This is a genomic window from Amaricoccus macauensis (assembly GCF_014201905.1).
Classification (GTDB): domain Bacteria; phylum Pseudomonadota; class Alphaproteobacteria; order Rhodobacterales; family Rhodobacteraceae; genus Amaricoccus; species Amaricoccus macauensis.
Window position 1 is genome coordinate 1,227,342 of sequence record NZ_JACHFM010000001.1, and the last position, 14,888, is coordinate 1,242,229.

A 14,888-nucleotide genomic window follows, 5' to 3' on the forward strand; every position below is an offset into this window, starting at 1 on the left:
GAGACATGCGTGACTGACCGCCCCAACATCGTCTGGATCATGGGAGACGAGTTCCGCACCGACTCGCTCTCGTGCTACGGCACTCCGTTCCCGGAGGTGGTGACCCCGCACATCGACCGCATCGCGGCGTCCGGCGTCCGGTTCACCAACTGCTACTGCAATTCCCCCATCTGCGTGCCGGCGCGCACCAGCTTCATGACCGCGACCCTGCCCGAGACCAACGGCGTCTATGGCAACGAAGGCTCATGGGCGTCCTTCCCGTGGGACCGCGACCTCGTGACCCTGCCGGAAGTCTTCACCGCCGCGGGATATCGCACGATCAACTTCGGCAAGACCCACCTGCCGCGGGCGCTCCACGCCTGGGAGACCGACGAGCACGACGGGGCAGACCTCGGCAACTTCTATGTCGGAACCGATCCGTCGCTTCGCGATGACGAAATCTACACCCCGACGCTGAAAGCCGCGATCGGCGGCACATTCCGCGGGCCGGCCGAGTTTCCCGGCAACCGCGTCACGCGCAATGCCGTGCGCTGGCTCGGGGAGGAGGCGCGGGCGGGCGAGCCGTTCTTCCTCGGCGTCGGCTATCTGCAACCGCACAGCCCCGTGGTGCCGCCCGCGCCCTATGCCGGCCTCTACGACGCGCTGCCGTGGCCCGAGGGCGTGGGCGACGCGCCGCCGGGCTCGGACTACGAGCGTGTCTTCGCCGGTGAGCTTCGCACCGACGCGCTCTCGCCGGACGAGTTCCGCCGCATTCATGCGGACTATCACGCGCTGGTCCGTTGGCTCGATGATCAGGTTGGCGCCGTGCTCGATGCGCTGGAGGCGAGCGGCCTCGCGGAGAATACCATCGTCGTGCTCGAAGCCGACCACGGGGTGTCGCTGGGCGAGAGCGGACGGCTGCAGAAGCACACCTTCTCTCCCGAGGTGCACCGCATCCCGCGCCTGATCGCGTGGCCGGGCAGGCTTCCGGCGGGCCAGGTGCGGGGCGATCTCGTGCAGTCCCTCGACCTCGCGCGCACCCTCTGCGGTCTCGCCGGAGTGGAGCCGGCGCCGACCTTTCAGGGGCGCGACCTCTTCGGCGCGGAGACTCCGCCGGAGATGATCTTCTCGACCATCGGCTTCGGCGAGCCGGAGAGCCGCGCCCTGCCGAACCAGGTCGTCGGCACATGGAGCGACGGCACCGGCTGGCCGCGCCGATCCTGCGTGCGCACCGCGCGCTACCGCCTCGACATGACCGTCCGGCGCAATGGCGCGATGGTTTCGCCGGAGGAGGAAGACCCCTGCCTCGTCGACCTCGCCCTCGACCCCCGCGAGACCGTGAACCGCGCTGGCGATCCGCACTATGCGGGGGTGCTCGAAACCCTCCGCGCCGCGCTCCGGGCCCACGCCGCGACCGCGCACGCCCCCGCGTACGTTCCGACCTATTCCGCCGTGGAACGCGGAGTGAACTGACGGCTCACCCGACGAAGACTTCGCGCGGCACTTCCATCACCGGCTCGGCGCCGTCCTTCGTGACGATGACGGTTTCCGAGATGATGAGCCCGAAGCGGCGGGGCAGGTAGATGCCGGGGACGAGGTGGAAGACCATGCCTTCCGCCAGTTCCCGGGTCTCGCCGGCCTGAATCGACAAAAGATCGCCCTCGCCCCAGTCCGGCGCGTAGTTGACCCCGACCGAGTATCCCGTCCGGTGAGCAAGCTCGAAGCCATGCCGGGCGAAGTTTGCGACGTTCAGGCGGTGGATCTCGTCGAGGCGCACGCCGGGGCGCATGGCGTCGATCACGAGATCGAGCGACGAGAGACAGGCCGCCTCGATCGCCAGCATCTCCGGCGACGGATCGCCGATCGAGCCGGTGCGGAAGAGCGGCGCCACGTAGCGCGCGACCACACCGGGGATCTCGAAATTCACCGCATCGCCCACCTCGAAACGCCGGCCGCTCCAGGTGGCATGCCCGAGGCTGCTGCGCGGACCGCTGACGATGAAGGGCGGCAGACCGGGGAATTCGCCGCCGTTGCTGACCAGTGCGGCCCAGACCGCGGCGGCAATGTCGTTCTCGCTCGTCCCCTCGGCGGTGCAGTGCATCGCGGCCTGCATCGCCCGCTCGGTGATCCGGCCGGCGGCGCGGATCACCGCGATCTCCTCGGCCGACTTGACGAGGCGCAGCGGCTCCACCAACTGGGCGGCGACCAGCGTGTAACCCGCCGCCGCCAGCCCCGCCGCAAGCTCGGCATATCTCCGCGGCGTCACGAAGAATGCCCGATCCTCCGCACCGATACGTGCGGGTGGTGGAATTAGTTCCCTCAGTGATGATATAACAGTCTGCACCGGATCATCATGGTCGGCGTAGATCACGGCCCGTCGTGACCATGACCGCAGCAGCGTGTTGCTGGCGTCGATCGAGCGCAGGACGGTGACCGGCGCACCGTCGTGCGTAACGATCGACGCCTGAAGATACTGATACGCTGGAGTGTCGTGGCCTGTCAGATAGTTGATGTTCTCCGGCCCGAACGCGACGAACGCATCGAGCCCCGCAGCGGTCATCTCGCCACGCAGTGCTGCCAGCCGGCGGGCATACTCTCCTTCAGTGAACGGAAGCGCGGCGACAAGCGGCCCCGTGCCTTCTACAACCTCGACTGACATCACCGCCCCCTCGCTCCTGTCGAAGCCATAGACACCATCGACAGTCAGGCGCAACCGTTTCGCAGCGAGAACGCACCTCCGCTCCCCGCTCAGTCTCAGTGCGACGCGCGGGCGCCGTCATCCGGCAGGAGGGCGTCAGGCGATGGCCACGGGACGGACAGCGTCATCGACGGTGACGATCTCGAAGCGGCCGGCGATCGCAGGGGGTCGCCTGCCGGTCTTGAACTCCTCGGCGGTCGCGGTGACGCTGACCGTCACCGATGTGCGGCCAACGCGCTCGACACGGGCCATCAGGTCGAGGATCTCGCCGAGGCGCGCCGGCACGTCGAATCGACGCGCTCGGTGGCCGCCATCACGACCGACCGGCGCGAACGGCGCGTCGCGGTGGCGAAGGCAGCCCTGGCCATCGACGCCGGCCCGTTGCCGCCGAAGAGCGCCCCGTAGTGGTTGGTCTGCTCGGGAACGATCATCTCGACGAAGCGGGTCTCGGCCGTGTCCATCGTCAGGCGCTCTGGTCCGGCATGGTGGCGCGGATCGTCGGCACCACCTGATCACCCCAGTGGCCGGTCCCGTCGTGGTGGCGTGAGACGCGGACGAGTTCGACCGAGACCCCGGCGGCGACCGCGCGCTGTACGGCCTCGTTCAGGCGGTGGGTCGCTTCGGCGACGCGGTGGATGGCGCGGTCGATCTGGGCATTCTCCGGCAGGTCGACGCGGCGGAACTCGGGCTGGGCGGTCATGGCTTCGCTTTCTCTCTCAGGTGGAGCCGCCGCGCGGGACGGCGCGGCGGCGGATGCTTCACTCGGTCAGATCACTCGGCCGCGAACTGGTTCATGGTGTTGGCGTGGCCGCCGGCCTTCAGCGCCCGGTCGCCGGAAACCATCTCCTTGAACGTGTCGCCAAGATCCGAGCCCACCTCGTGCTGGTGCCTGACCGCCGAGACGCCGCGCCGGATCTCCTCACGCTGCACCGTGGCGACATAGGCGAGCATCTTGTCCTCGCCGAAATAGCCGCGGCTGAGCTCGTCCATCGACTTCGCCGTCAGGTGGAAGGTCGGCAGCGTGATGAGGTTGTGGAACACCCCCGCCCGCGCGGCGATGTCGGTCTGGAACGCCTTGAGGCGACGGTCGGCCTCCTGCCCGAGTTCGGTCAGGTCGAGATCAGCCGACATGAGACCGGCCCCGTCGGGATAATCGGCCTCCGCGATCCGGCCCTCCCCGATCCACTGGGCGCGGACCTGCTTGCGCAGGTTCAGCGTCCAGTTGAACGACGGCGAGTTGTTGTAGGTGAGCTTCGCCTTCGGTGCCGCCTTGCGGATCTCCGCGACCATCGAGGCGATCTCGTCGACGTTCGGCGTGTCGGTCTCGATCCACACGAGATCGGCGCCGCCCTCGTTCAGCGACGAAATGCAGTCCTCGATGACCCGCGCGCGCCCGGTGCCTTCCCGGAACGCGAAGAGGCCGTTCGGCATCCGCACCGGGCGGACGAACGCGCCGTCCTTCCAGATCGCCAGCTCGCCCTCGGCCGGCGCCCCCATCGGCTCGGTCTTCAGCCACTTGATGTAGTCGGACGCGAGATCGCCGGGGCGCTGGCTGACCGGCACCTTCTGGGTGAGGCCGGCGCCGAGCGAGTCGGTGCGGGCGACGATGACGCCATCGTCGACACCCAGCTCCTCGAAGGCGAGGCGGCAGGCGCGCAGCTTCTCGATGAAGTCCTCTCGCGGGACGGTGACCTTGCCGTCCTGATGGCCGCACTGCTTGGCGTCCGAGACCTGGTTCTCGATCTGCAACGCACAGGCACCGGCCTTGATGAGCTCCTTCGCGAGCAGGTAGGTCGCGTGCTCGTTGCCGAAGCCCGCGTCGATATCGGCGATGATCGGCACCACGTGGCTCTCGAAACCGTCGATCTCGGCGATCGCCGCCGCCTCCGCCGCCGCGTCGCCGGCCGCCCGCGCCGCCTTGAGCTTCGCGAAGAGATCGTTCAGCGCCACCTCGTCGGCCTGCCGCAGCGAGACGTAGATCTCCTCGATCAGATCGGCGACGGCGGTCTTCTCGTGCATCGACTGGTCGGGCAGATGGCCCCAGCGGTTGCGAAGCCCCGCGACCATCCAGCCGGACAGATAGACATACGTCCCCTTCGCCGTGCCGCGCAGCCGCTTCACGGCCTTGATCATCTGCTGGGCGTGGAAGCCCGACCAGCAGCCGAGACTTTGCGTGAACTTCGACACGTCGGCGTCATAAGCCGCCATGTCGGCGCGCATGACCTTCGCCATGGCACGGGCGATGTCGAGATGCGTGTCGTAGGTGTTCTGCACCTTGAGCTGGACGATGTCATCGACGCCGACCCCGCCGGGCGCGGCACCCTTGGGATAGCGGGCAAGCGCCTCGGCACGGAGCGCGGAATAGCTTCTGGTCATGTTCGGTCCTCTCGGTTGCGCCTCGGGGGACACCTCGCCCCACGACGGGTCGGGCCCGAAGGCGGAGAAGTAGACGTCGGGCCGCTCGACAGGCGCGGAGACGGCCGGCTCGACGAGGCTCACCATCTGAAAACCCCTTTGCGACATCGGCGCGTCTCCCTGCTTGCGGTTCGATGAGGGGGACGCTATCCGCAGGCTGGATGCGCCTAAATGGCTGAATTTGCGTAATAATGCGAACGAGGGGGCTCGGGTTTGCGAATGTTGCGAAGGATGTGGCGATGAAGAAGGCCTTCATGGGCGTGCGCCTGCGCCGGCTCCGCGAGGAGCGCGGCCTGACACAGGCGGCGCTGGCGCGCACCCTCGAACTGAGCCCGAGTTATCTGAACCAGATCGAGCAGAACCAGCGGCCGCTGACCGTGCCCGTGCTCCTGAAGCTGAACGCGGTCTTCGGCCTCGACGTCCAGCTCTTCGCCGAGGCCGAGGAAGCGCGGCTCGTGGCCGACCTGCGCGCGGTGCTCTCCGAGCAGGGGCCGGCTGCCGCGCTCGCGGAAGTGCGGGAGATCGCCGGGAACATGCCGGGCATTGCCCGGGCAATCCTCGCGCTGCACCGGGGCGCGCGCGAGGCGAACGAGCGGGCGGACGCGCTCGCGGCGCGGCTCGGCGCCGGCACCGGAACCGGCGTGACGACGCCAGCGCCCTTCGAGGAGGTGCGCGACTTCTTCTTCGCCCGACGCAACTACCTCGCGCCGCTCGACACGGCCGCCGAGCGGCTCGCGGACGAGGCCGCGCTGCCCGTCGGTCGGATGGCCGAGGGCCTCGCGGCGCGGCTCGGCGCGCAGCACGGCGTGCGGATCGAGGAGGCGGTCTCCGGCACGCTCCGCGCCTGGGATCCCGCCTCTCGGGCGCTCAGGCTGTCGCCACGGATTTCCCTCGGTCAGCGGGCCTTTCAGATGGCAACGCAGCTCGCGTTCCTCGAATGCGGCGGGATCATCGACACCCTTGCCGGCGAGGCCGAGTTTCGCAGCGCCGAGGCGGACCGGCTGGTGCGGACCGGCCTCGCCAACTACTTCGCCGGCGCCCTCCTGATGCCGTACGGGGCGTTCCTCGATGCGGCCGAGGCGGTCGGCTATGACATCGACCTGCTCGGCCGCCGCTTCGGCGTCGGCTTCGAGACCACCTGCCACCGGCTCTCGACGCTGCAGCGTCCCGAAGCGCGCGGCGTGCCGTTCTTCTTCATCCGCACCGACCGCGCCGGGAACATCTCCAAGCGGCAGTCGGCAACGGACTTCCATTTCTCCCGGATCGGCGGCAACTGCCCGCTGTGGACGATCTACGCGGCCTTCGCCCGGCCGGGCGAGATCCTGACCCAGATCGCGCAGATGCCGGACGGGCGAAGCTATCTCTGGATCGCCCGCACCGTCAGCCGCAGCACCGGCGGCTTCGGCGCGCCGGAAAAGACCTTCGCCATCGCCATGGGGTGCGATCTGCGCCACGCCGACCGGCTGGTCTATTCCCGCGGCCTCGACCTGCGCGATCCGGCCGCGGCAACGCCGATCGGCGCGGGGTGCCGGATCTGCGACCGGCCGGCGTGCCCGCAACGCGCCTTCCCGCCCTCCGGCCGCCCACTGGCCGCCGACGCAGGCGTCAGCCGCTTCGCACCCTACTCGGCGGGCTGAGCGGTGATCGAGCTCCCGGAGTCCGCAAACGTCGCGCGCAACTGCCGGGCGGCGGCGACCATGTTACGGGTTGCCGCCTCGGCCTCTGCCCATCCACGGGTCTTGAGGCCGCAGTCCGGGTTCACCCAGAGCCGTTCCGCCGGGATGACCGCGAGCGCCTTTCGCAGGAGACCGACGATCTCCTCCTCGTCCGGGACGCGCGGCGAGTGGATGTCCCAGACGCCGGGGCCGATTTCGTTCGGATAGGCAAAATCGGAGAACGCGGCGAGCAGTTCCATGTCCGAGCGCGAGGTCTCGATCGAGATCACGTCGGCGTCCATCCGGGCGATCGCCGGCATGATGTCGTTGAACTCGGAGTAACACATGTGGGTGTGGATCTGCGTCTCGTCCCGCACGCCGGCGGCGCTGAGGCGGAAGGCGTCGACAGCCCAGCCCAGATAGGCCTCCCAGTCGGCGCGCCGAAGCGGCAGCCCCTCGCGCAGCGCCGGCTCGTCGATCTGGATCGCGGGCAGGCCGGCGGCTTCGAGATCGACGACTTCGTCACGGATCGCAAGTGCGATCTGGCGGCAGGTGACGCTCCGCGGCTGGTCATCCCGCACGAACGACCATTGCAGGATGGTGACCGGGCCAGTCAGCATTCCTTTCATCGGCCGGTCGGTCAACGATTGCGCGAACCGCGACCAGCGCACGGTCATTGGTTCGGGGCGCGCGACGTCACCGAAGATCAGCGGCGGCTTCACACAGCGCGAGCCGTAGGACTGGACCCAGCCGTGGCGGGTGAAGGCGAAGCCCGAGAGCTGCTCGCCGAAGCACTCCACCATGTCGTTCCGCTCGAACTCGCCATGCACCAGCATGTCGAGCCCGGCCGCCTCCTGAAAGCGGACGCAGGCCTCGGTCTCGCGTTCGAGGAAGGCGTCGTAGTCGGCGGCGGTGATCCGGCCCTTGCGGGCGTCGGCCCGGGCGCGGCGCACCTCGGCGGTCTGCGGGAAGGAGCCGATGGTGGTGGTTGGCAGGATCGGCAGACCGAGCCGCGCGTCCTGCACCACGGCGCGCGTCGCGTAGGGACTGCGCCGGGCGAGGTCATCGGCTCCGACGCCGGCGACCCGCGCCTTCACCCCTGCGTTGTGGATTCGGCGCGAGGACGCCCGCGCCATGGCGACGACCGCGCTCCGCTCGAACGCCAGTGCGACGGCCGCGCGATCGCCGTTGGCGGCGGCGGTGAGCGCCGCCACCTCCTCAAGCTTCTGGTGCGCGAAGGCGAGCCAGGAATGAACCTCGGCATCCAGCTCCTTTTCGAGCCCCGTGTCGAAGGGCACGTGCAGCAGCGAGCACGACGGCGCGACCTCGACCCGATCGGTGCCGAGAACGGCGACCGCACGGGCGACCGGCGCAAGCGCCGCCTCCAGGCTCGCACGCCAGACGTTGCGGCCGTCTACCACCCCGAGCGAGAGCCGGGCACCGGGGGCAAGCGCGGCAAGGACCGGCTCCAGTTGCTCGGGCGCGCGCACGAGGTCGACATGCAGACCGTCCACCGGCAGCTTCGTCGCCACATCGAGGTTCGGGCCAAGCGCGCCGAAGTACGTCGCGACCATGAGCTTCGGCGCGGCGTTCGCCAGTTCGTCGTAGGCGGTCCAGAAGGCGGCGCGGTGGAATTCCCCGAGGTCGGTGGCGAGGATCGGCTCGTCGACCTGCACACGGTCGGCGCCGGCGGCCGCGAGGCGGTCCAGCAGCTCGCGGTAGACCGGCAGGACCGCCGGCAGCAGCTCCAGCGGCGCAAGGCCCGGCGTACGGCTCTTGGCGAGGGCGAGCCAGGTGACCGGGCCGATGATCACCGGACGGGTGTGGATGCCGAGGGCCTTCGCCTCCTCGAACTCGCGCACCGCCTTCAGGCTCGCGAGGCGGAAGCTCTGCCCGGCGCTCACCTCCGGCACGATGAAGTGGTAGTTCGTATCGAACCACTTCGTCATCTCCATCGCCGGCACGCCCTTGGCGCCCCGGGCCATGGCAAAGTACGTGGTGAGGCTCACCTCGCCCCCGATCGGGCCGAAGCGGGCCGGCACCGCACCGAGGGTCGCGGTCATGTCGAGCATCTGATCGTAGAGCGAGAAGTCGTTCGACGGAATCACCGTGATCCCGGCCGCCCGCTGCGTCGTCCAGTGCCGGGCGCGCAGGTCCGCCGCCGTCGCGGCGAGCGCCGCCGCATCGGTCTCGCCCTTCCAATACGCCTCGATGGCGGCCTTCAGCTCGCGGTGCGCGCCGATGCGCGGGAAGCCCAGATTCGCCGCAATGGCCATTGTCTCTCTCCATCCTTGATGGCGCGAACCATAGGGATGGCATTTCATGATTAGAAATGGCATTTCCTCCGGTGTCTATGACTTGGAGTCATGCGAATGATCGAGCGCCAGCACCTCGCGATCCTGCGCGAGACCGATCGGCTCGGCAGCGTCACCGCCGCCGCCGATGTCCTGAACCTCACGCAGTCGGCGCTCAGCCATGCCATCCGCCGGCTGGAGGCACAGGCCGGTGTGGCGCTCTGGGAGAAGGAGGGCCGCGGCCTCCGGGCGACACAGGCGGGGCGCCACCTGATCGCGCTCGCCGCCCGGGTGCTGCCGCAGCTCGAACAGGCCGAGGCGACGCTGAAGGACTTCGCGCGCGGCCAGAGGGGGATGCTCCGGATCGGGATGGAGTGCCACCCCTGCTACCGCTGGCTGCTCAGGGTCGTCGAGCCCTACCTGCGCGACTGGCCACAGGTCGATGTGGACGTACGCCAGGCGTTCCAGTTCGGCGGCGTCGGCGCGCTCCTCGGCCACGAGATCGACCTTCTGATCACCCCCGACCCGGTAGAGCGGCCGGGCCTCGCCTACCAGCCGGTCTTCGACTACGAGATGCGCCTCGCGGTGGCCGAGGGGCATCCGCTGGCGGGCGACGTGGCCGAGCCTTCCGACCTGACGGGCGAAGTTCTCATCACCTACCCGGTCTCGCCCGAGCGGCTCGATGTCTACACGCAGTTTCTCGTCCCCGGCCGGTGCCTGCCCAGCGCGGTGAAGGTGATCGAGACAACCGACATCATGTTGCAGATGGTCGCGGCCGGGCGCGGAGTGACCGCCCTGCCCGACTGGCTGATCGAGGAGTATCGCGCGAGCCTCGCCATCCGCTCGCTGCGGCTCGGGCCGGAGGGGATCGCCAAGAGCATCCACATCGGCCGCCGCACCGGCGATACGCCGATTGACTACGTGGAGGCCTTCATCGACCTCGCCGGATCGGCCTGACCGTCGAGCGCGGCGATGATGGCATCGAGCCCGTCAGTCAGCGCCGCCGGGCCGGGCTGGAGGATGATCGGTGACTTGATCTCGACGATGCGCCCGTCGCGAACGGCGGGGATCGTCGGGAAGCCGGGACGGGCGGCGATCCGCTCGGCCCGCACCTTCTTGCCGCACCACGACGCGAGGATCACCTCGGGCGCCGCAGCAATCACCGCCTCGGGCGTCACGATGCGGCCGGTCGCCTCCGGCGCGCGGGCGAGTTCGGCGAAGACATCCTCGCCGCCGGCGATGGCCACGAGTTCCGACACCCAGCCGATGCCGGAGATCATCGGCTCGTCCCACTCCTCGAAGTAGACCCGCAGGCGCGGCCCCGCAGCGCGGGCGGCGCGGATTTCCTCCAGCCGCCGCTCGTAGCCGGTGGCGAGCGCCTCGGCCCGGTCGCTGGCCCCGACGAGCGCCCCTAGGGTGCGGATCATCGCGAGGATGCCGGCGAGATCACGCTGGTTGAAGGCGTGAACCGCGATGCCGGCCCGGACGATCTCGGCGACGATCGGCGCCTGAAGATCGGAGAACGTCAGCACGAGATCGGGTTCGAGTGCGCGGATCGCCGGCACATCGGCGGAGGTGAAGGCCGAGACCCGCGGCTTCTCGCGCCGGACGCGGGGCGGGCGCACCGCGTAGCCCGAAATGCCGACGATGCGCGCATCCTCGCCAAGGAGATAAAGGGTCTCCACGGTCTCCTCGGTCAGGCAGACGATGCGTTCGGGCGGAAAGCGGCGCATGGCCTGCCTCTCAGTTCGCGGACCGGCGGCGCCTCCGGCCGCGCGGCATCGCGGCGCCGGTCCGCGCCGCGGTCGCAAGATACCCGCGCAGGCGGAGAAGGTCAGCCCCGCCGGCTGATGGCAGTGCCGCGAGCGCGAGGCGGGCGGCCGCCCGGGCGTCGGCCCCCGCCGGCAGTGCCAGCGACCATGCGAGGAACGCCGCCTCGGCGTTCGCCGGGACTGGCCCGTTCAGTCCCACGACAACGCGCCACCGGTCTGGTACTCGGTCACACGGGTCTCGAAGAAGTTCTTCTCCTTCCGGAGGTCGATCGTCTCGGACATCCACGGGAACGGGTTCTCGGTGGGCGCGAACAGCGCGCCGAGGCCAAGCTGCGCGCAGCGGCGGTTGGCGATGAAGCGCATGTAGTCGCCGCAAAGCTCCGCCGTCAGCCCGAGCAGCCCGGTCGGCATCGTGTCGCGCGCGTAGGCCGCTTCGAGCTCCGCCGCCTCGCCGATCATCGCGCGCACCTCCGCCTGAAAGGCGTCGCTCCAGAGGCGGGGGTTCTCCGCCTTGATCTGGTTGATGACGTCGATCCCGAAGTTCAGATGCAGGCTCTCGTCGCGCAGGATGTACTGGTACTGCTCGGCGATCCCGACCATGCGGTTGCGCCGGCCGAGCGAGAGGATCTGCGCGAAGCCGGTGTAGAACCACATCCCCTCGAAGACGACGTAGAACGCGACGAGATCCCGCAGGAACGCCCGGTCGGCAGCCTCCGTGCCGGTCCGAAAGCCCGGATCCTCCAGCGCCTTCGTGTGCTCGAGCGCCCACGCCGCCTTGTCGGTGATCGAGGGCACCTCGCGGTACATGTTGAAGAGCTCGCCCTCGTCGAGCCCGAGGCTCTCGACGATGTACTGGAAGGTGTGGGTGTGCACCGCCTCCTCGAACGCCTGCCGGAGCAGATACTGCCGGCATTCGGGGTTCGTGAGATTGCGGTAGACCGCGAGGACGATGTTGTTCGCGACGAGGCTTTCGGACGCGGCAAAGAAGCCGAGGTTGCGCTTCACCATCCGCCGCTCGTCGTCGGAGAGCGCGTTGCCCTTCCAGAGCGCGATATCGGCCTGCATGGAGACCTCGGTCGGCATCCAGTGGTTGTTGCACGCCGAAAGGTATTTCTCCCACGCCCAGCGGTACTTGAGCGGCAGGAGCTGGTTCACGTCGGCCCGGGCGTTGATCATCGCCTTGTCCGAGACGGTGACGCGGCCGCCCGTGCGGTCGATCGCGCCCAGACCGGTGGCGCTTGGCCCGGTTGCGTTGAGGTCGAGCATTGTCGGATCCGTCACTGGCAGGCCTCGCAGGTCGGATCGTCGAGCGAGCAGACGCCCGAGACCATCACGGCGTTGAGGGTGTTGTCGGCACCGGAGAGCGTCGACTTCTCGACCCGCGTCGCCGCCTTGGCGCGCAGGTAGTAGGTGGTCTTGAGGCCCGACTTCCACGCGAGGCGATAGAGCGCGTCGAGCTTCCGGCCCGAGGGCTCGGCCATGTAGAGGTTGAGGCTCTGCGCCTGATCGATCCACTTCTGCCGGCGGGCCGCCGCGCGGACCAGCCAGTCCGGCGCGATCTCGAACGCGGTTGCGTAGAGCGCCTTCAGATCCTCCGGCACCCGCGCAATCGGGCCGAGCGCGCCGTCGTGGTACTTCAGATCCGAGATCATCACCTCGTCCCAGAGGCCGCGGACCTTGAGATCGGCGACGAGGGCGGCGTTCACCTGGGTGAACTCGCCCGACATGTTCGACTTCACGTAGAGGTTCTGGAACGCCGGCTCGATCGACTGGCTGACACCGCAGATGTTCGAGATCGTCGCCGTCGGCGCGATCGCGAGGCAGTTCGAGTTGCGCATGCCCCGCTTCACCCGCTCCCGGAGCCCGGTCCAGTCGAGCCGGGCGCTCGTGTCGAAGACCGCGCCGCCCCGCGCCTCGGCGAGCAGTTCGAGCGAGTCGCACGGCAGGACGCCCCGGCTCCAGAGCGAGCCCGCGAAGCTCGCGTAGGCACCGCGCTCGTCGGCGAGATCGCAGGACGCGGTGATCGCGTGGAAGGAGATCGCCTCCATGCTCTCGTCCGCGAACGCGACCGCCGCCTCGGAGGAATACGGGATGCACAGGGTCTGGAGCGCGTCCTGGAAGCCCATGAGCCCGAGCCCGACCGGCCGGTGGCGCAGGTTCGAGCGTTCGGCCTGCGGGATCGTGTAGAGGTTCACGTCGATGACGTTGTCGAGCATCCGCATCGCCGTCGCCACGGTCCGCGCGAGTTTCGCCCGGTCGAGCCCGTCCGGCGTCACATGCGCGGCGAGGTTGACCGAGCCGAGGTTGCAGACTGCGACCTCGTCCGTCGAGGTGTTGAGGGTGATCTCGGTGCAGAGGTTCGAGGAATGCACCGTGCCCACGTGTCCCTGCGGCGAGCGGATGTTGCAGGGATCCTTGAAGGTGATCCACGGATGACCGGTCTCGAACAGCATCGAGAGCATCCGCCGCCAGAGATCGACCGCCCGGGTGCGGCGGTGGACGCGGAGTCCCCCCGCGGCGGCGCGCGCCTCGGCGGCCTCGTAGGCGGCGCGGAACGCGGAGCCGGTCAGCTCGTGCAGTTCCGGCACCTCGTCGGGCGAGGACAGCGTCCACGGCCCGTCGGCCTCCACCCGCTCCATGAAGAGATCGGGCACCCAGTTCGCGGTGTTCATGTCATGGGTGCGGCGCCGGTCATCGCCGGTGTTCTTGCGCAGGTCGAGGAACTCCTCGACGTCGATATGCCACGTCTCGAGGTAGGCACAGACCGCGCCCTTGCGCTTGCCGCCCTGATTGACCGCGATCGCCGTATCGTTCGCGACCTTCAGAAACGGAACGATCCCCTGGCTCTCGCCGTTCGTCCCCCTGATGTGGGCACCGAGGCCCCGCACCGGGGTCCAGTCGTTGCCGATGCCGCCGGAATACTTCGCGAGCAGCGCGTTGTCGCGGATGCCGCTGAAGATCGCGTCGAGATCGTCGGGGATCGTCGTCAGGAAGCAGGATGAAAGCTGCGGGCGCGGCGTGCCGGAGTTGAACAGCGTCGGCGTCGAGGCCATGAAATCGAACGACGAGAGCAGTTCGTAGAACTCGATCGCCCGCCCGTCGCGGAACTTCTCACGCAGCGCCAGCCCCATGGCGACGCGCATGAAGAACGCCTGGGGCAGCTCGAAGCGCACGCCGTCCTCATGCAGGAAGTAGCGATCGTGCAGCGTCTGGAGCCCGAGATACTGGAAGCGCCGGTCGCGCTCCGGCCTGAGGGCCGCCGCAAGCCGGGGCAGGTCGAACGCCGCGAGCGCCGGGTCGAGCAGGCCCGCCCGGATGCCATGCGCGACGAACGCCGGGAAGTAGACCGCGAGGTCGGTCTCTTCGGCCCGACCGAGCACCGCCGCCATCGCCTCGCCCCGGATGCGGTCGGCAAGCAGCCGCGCGGCGACGAAGCTGTAACCGGGATCGGTCTCGATCAGGCTCCGCGCCCCGAGGATCAGCGCCTCGTCGAGTTCCGCCGCCGTCACCCCGTCATAAAGCGTGTTCAGCACCCGGTCCGTCACCGCCTCGGCCGAGACGTCCGCGAGCCCGTCGCAGGCCGCCTCGACCCGCGCCCGCAGCGCCGCGACGTCAAGCGGCACCCGCGCGCCCGCGGCATCGTGCATCCAGCGCTGCGGCGCGGGCGCGGCCTCGGCCGCACGTCCGGCGGCGCGGGCCTCGCGCCAGAGCACATAGGCGCGGGCGATCTTGTGGTGACCGCCGCGCATCAGCGCCAGCTCCGCGAGGTCCTGGATGTCCTCGATCGCGATCCGTGCCACCTGCCGGCGCGCGATGGCGGCCGAGATCGCTACGGTCATCGCCTCGACCAGATCATGCACCCGCTCCGAGCCACGGGCGCCCTCGCCTTCCACGGCGAGGAACGCCTTGCCGAGCGCCACCGCGATCTTGGTCGCGTCGAACGGCACGAGGCGGCCGTCGCGCTTGATGACCTGAAGACCCGCCTGCTGGTGGGTGGGGTGAGAGAGTTCCGTCGCCTGCATCAGCTTCCCCGCTGCGTTGGGTCGGGGCGTCGCGGGGCGCACGGGCGCGGGGC

Annotated in this window: 13 protein-coding genes; 3 read left to right on the top strand and 10 right to left on the bottom strand. The window is 69.3% G+C overall.

Annotated elements, in window-relative coordinates; all coding sequences use genetic code 11:
* The first annotated feature begins 9 nt into the window (after positions 1-9).
* Positions 10-1,452: a sulfatase-like hydrolase/transferase gene (locus tag HNP73_RS05900; protein ID WP_184147659.1), complete on the top strand. Its 1,443-nt coding sequence runs from the start codon at positions 10-12 to the stop codon at positions 1,450-1,452.
* A gap of 4 nt (positions 1,453-1,456) precedes the next feature.
* On the opposite strand, the gene HNP73_RS05905 is transcribed toward HNP73_RS05900, so the two are convergent.
* From HNP73_RS05905 to HNP73_RS05920, 5 genes are all read right to left on the bottom strand, one after another.
* Complete coding sequence (locus HNP73_RS05905) at positions 1,457-2,638, bottom strand: M24 family metallopeptidase (RefSeq protein WP_184147660.1); 1,182 nt, start codon at positions 2,636-2,638, stop codon at positions 1,457-1,459.
* 135 nt (positions 2,639-2,773) lie between these two features.
* Positions 2,774-2,929: a hypothetical protein gene (locus HNP73_RS22865; protein WP_221288222.1), complete on the bottom strand. Its 156-nt coding sequence runs from the start codon at positions 2,927-2,929 to the stop codon at positions 2,774-2,776.
* Entirely contained in the window at positions 2,929-3,138 is a 210-nt protein-coding gene (locus HNP73_RS22870) for a hypothetical protein (protein WP_221288224.1), read from the bottom strand. Before HNP73_RS22870 ends, HNP73_RS22865 begins: the two co-directional genes overlap by 1 nt.
* Positions 3,139-3,140: 2 nt before the next feature.
* Positions 3,141-3,377: a hypothetical protein gene (locus HNP73_RS05915; RefSeq protein ID WP_184147661.1), complete on the bottom strand. Its 237-nt coding sequence runs from the start codon at positions 3,375-3,377 to the stop codon at positions 3,141-3,143.
* Between the two features lie 71 nt (positions 3,378-3,448).
* Positions 3,449-5,053 carry an isocitrate lyase gene (locus HNP73_RS05920; RefSeq protein ID WP_184148054.1) on the bottom strand — a complete coding sequence of 535 codons (1,605 nt, stop codon included), beginning with the start codon at positions 5,051-5,053 and terminating at the stop codon, positions 3,449-3,451.
* Between the two features lie 278 nt (positions 5,054-5,331).
* On the opposite strand from HNP73_RS05920, the gene HNP73_RS05925 reads away from it, so the two are divergent.
* A complete protein-coding gene (locus tag HNP73_RS05925) occupies positions 5,332-6,729 on the top strand; it encodes a short-chain fatty acyl-CoA regulator family protein (protein ID WP_184147662.1) in 1,398 nt (465 codons plus the stop codon).
* Here HNP73_RS05925 and metE read toward each other — a convergent pair.
* A complete protein-coding gene (metE, locus tag HNP73_RS05930; protein ID WP_184147663.1) occupies positions 6,714-9,023 on the bottom strand; it encodes a 5-methyltetrahydropteroyltriglutamate--homocysteine S-methyltransferase in 2,310 nt (769 codons plus the stop codon). The genes HNP73_RS05925 and metE overlap by 16 nt on opposite strands.
* A 96-nt stretch (positions 9,024-9,119) precedes the next feature.
* On the opposite strand from metE, the gene HNP73_RS05935 reads away from it, so the two are divergent.
* Complete coding sequence (locus HNP73_RS05935; RefSeq protein ID WP_184147664.1) at positions 9,120-9,998, top strand: LysR family transcriptional regulator; 879 nt, start codon at positions 9,120-9,122, stop codon at positions 9,996-9,998.
* Here HNP73_RS05935 and HNP73_RS05940 read toward each other — a convergent pair.
* Genes HNP73_RS05940 through HNP73_RS05955 form a run of 4 tightly spaced genes read right to left on the bottom strand, consistent with a single transcriptional unit; the run spans position 9,959 to position 14,835 of the window.
* The gene (locus tag HNP73_RS05940; protein ID WP_184147665.1) at positions 9,959-10,774 is read right to left on the bottom strand and encodes a cobalamin-binding protein; all 816 of its coding nucleotides are present in this window, start codon (positions 10,772-10,774) and stop codon (positions 9,959-9,961) included. The two genes, HNP73_RS05935 and HNP73_RS05940, sit on opposite strands and share 40 nt — an antisense overlap.
* Positions 10,775-10,784: 10 nt before the next feature.
* A complete protein-coding gene (locus HNP73_RS05945; RefSeq protein ID WP_184147666.1) occupies positions 10,785-11,012 on the bottom strand; it encodes a hypothetical protein in 228 nt (75 codons plus the stop codon).
* Positions 11,003-12,094, bottom strand: coding sequence for a ribonucleotide-diphosphate reductase subunit beta (locus tag HNP73_RS05950; protein ID WP_221288226.1), 1,092 nt, complete (start codon positions 12,092-12,094; stop codon positions 11,003-11,005). Before HNP73_RS05950 ends, HNP73_RS05945 begins: the two co-directional genes overlap by 10 nt.
* Positions 12,091-14,835 (bottom strand): ribonucleoside-diphosphate reductase subunit alpha, encoded by a 2,745-nt coding sequence (locus HNP73_RS05955; protein ID WP_184147667.1) that lies wholly within the window; start codon positions 14,833-14,835, stop codon positions 12,091-12,093. The genes HNP73_RS05950 and HNP73_RS05955 overlap by 4 nt, the downstream gene beginning before the upstream one ends.
* Positions 14,836-14,888 lie beyond the last annotated feature (53 nt).

Excerpts from the sequence above, each read along its gene's own strand:
- HNP73_RS05905 (WP_184147660.1), bottom strand. The coding sequence starts at position 2,638 with ATGTCAGTCGAGGTTGTAGAAGGCACGGGGCCGCTTGTCGCCGCGCTT.
- HNP73_RS22865 (WP_221288222.1), bottom strand. The coding sequence starts at position 2,929 with ATGGCCCGTGTCGAGCGCGTTGGCCGCACATCGGTGACGGTCAGCGTC.
- HNP73_RS22870 (WP_221288224.1), bottom strand. The coding sequence starts at position 3,138 with ATGGACACGGCCGAGACCCGCTTCGTCGAGATGATCGTTCCCGAGCAG.
- HNP73_RS05915 (WP_184147661.1), bottom strand. The coding sequence starts at position 3,377 with ATGACCGCCCAGCCCGAGTTCCGCCGCGTCGACCTGCCGGAGAATGCC.
- HNP73_RS05920 (WP_184148054.1), bottom strand. The coding sequence starts at position 5,053 with ATGACCAGAAGCTATTCCGCGCTCCGTGCCGAGGCGCTTGCCCGCTAT.
- HNP73_RS05925 (WP_184147662.1), top strand. The coding sequence starts at position 5,332 with ATGAAGAAGGCCTTCATGGGCGTGCGCCTGCGCCGGCTCCGCGAGGAG.
- metE (WP_184147663.1), bottom strand. The coding sequence starts at position 9,023 with ATGGCCATTGCGGCGAATCTGGGCTTCCCGCGCATCGGCGCGCACCGC.
- HNP73_RS05935 (WP_184147664.1), top strand. The coding sequence starts at position 9,120 with ATGATCGAGCGCCAGCACCTCGCGATCCTGCGCGAGACCGATCGGCTC.
- HNP73_RS05940 (WP_184147665.1), bottom strand. The coding sequence starts at position 10,774 with ATGCGCCGCTTTCCGCCCGAACGCATCGTCTGCCTGACCGAGGAGACC.
- HNP73_RS05955 (WP_184147667.1), bottom strand. The coding sequence starts at position 14,835 with ATGCAGGCGACGGAACTCTCTCACCCCACCCACCAGCAGGCGGGTCTT.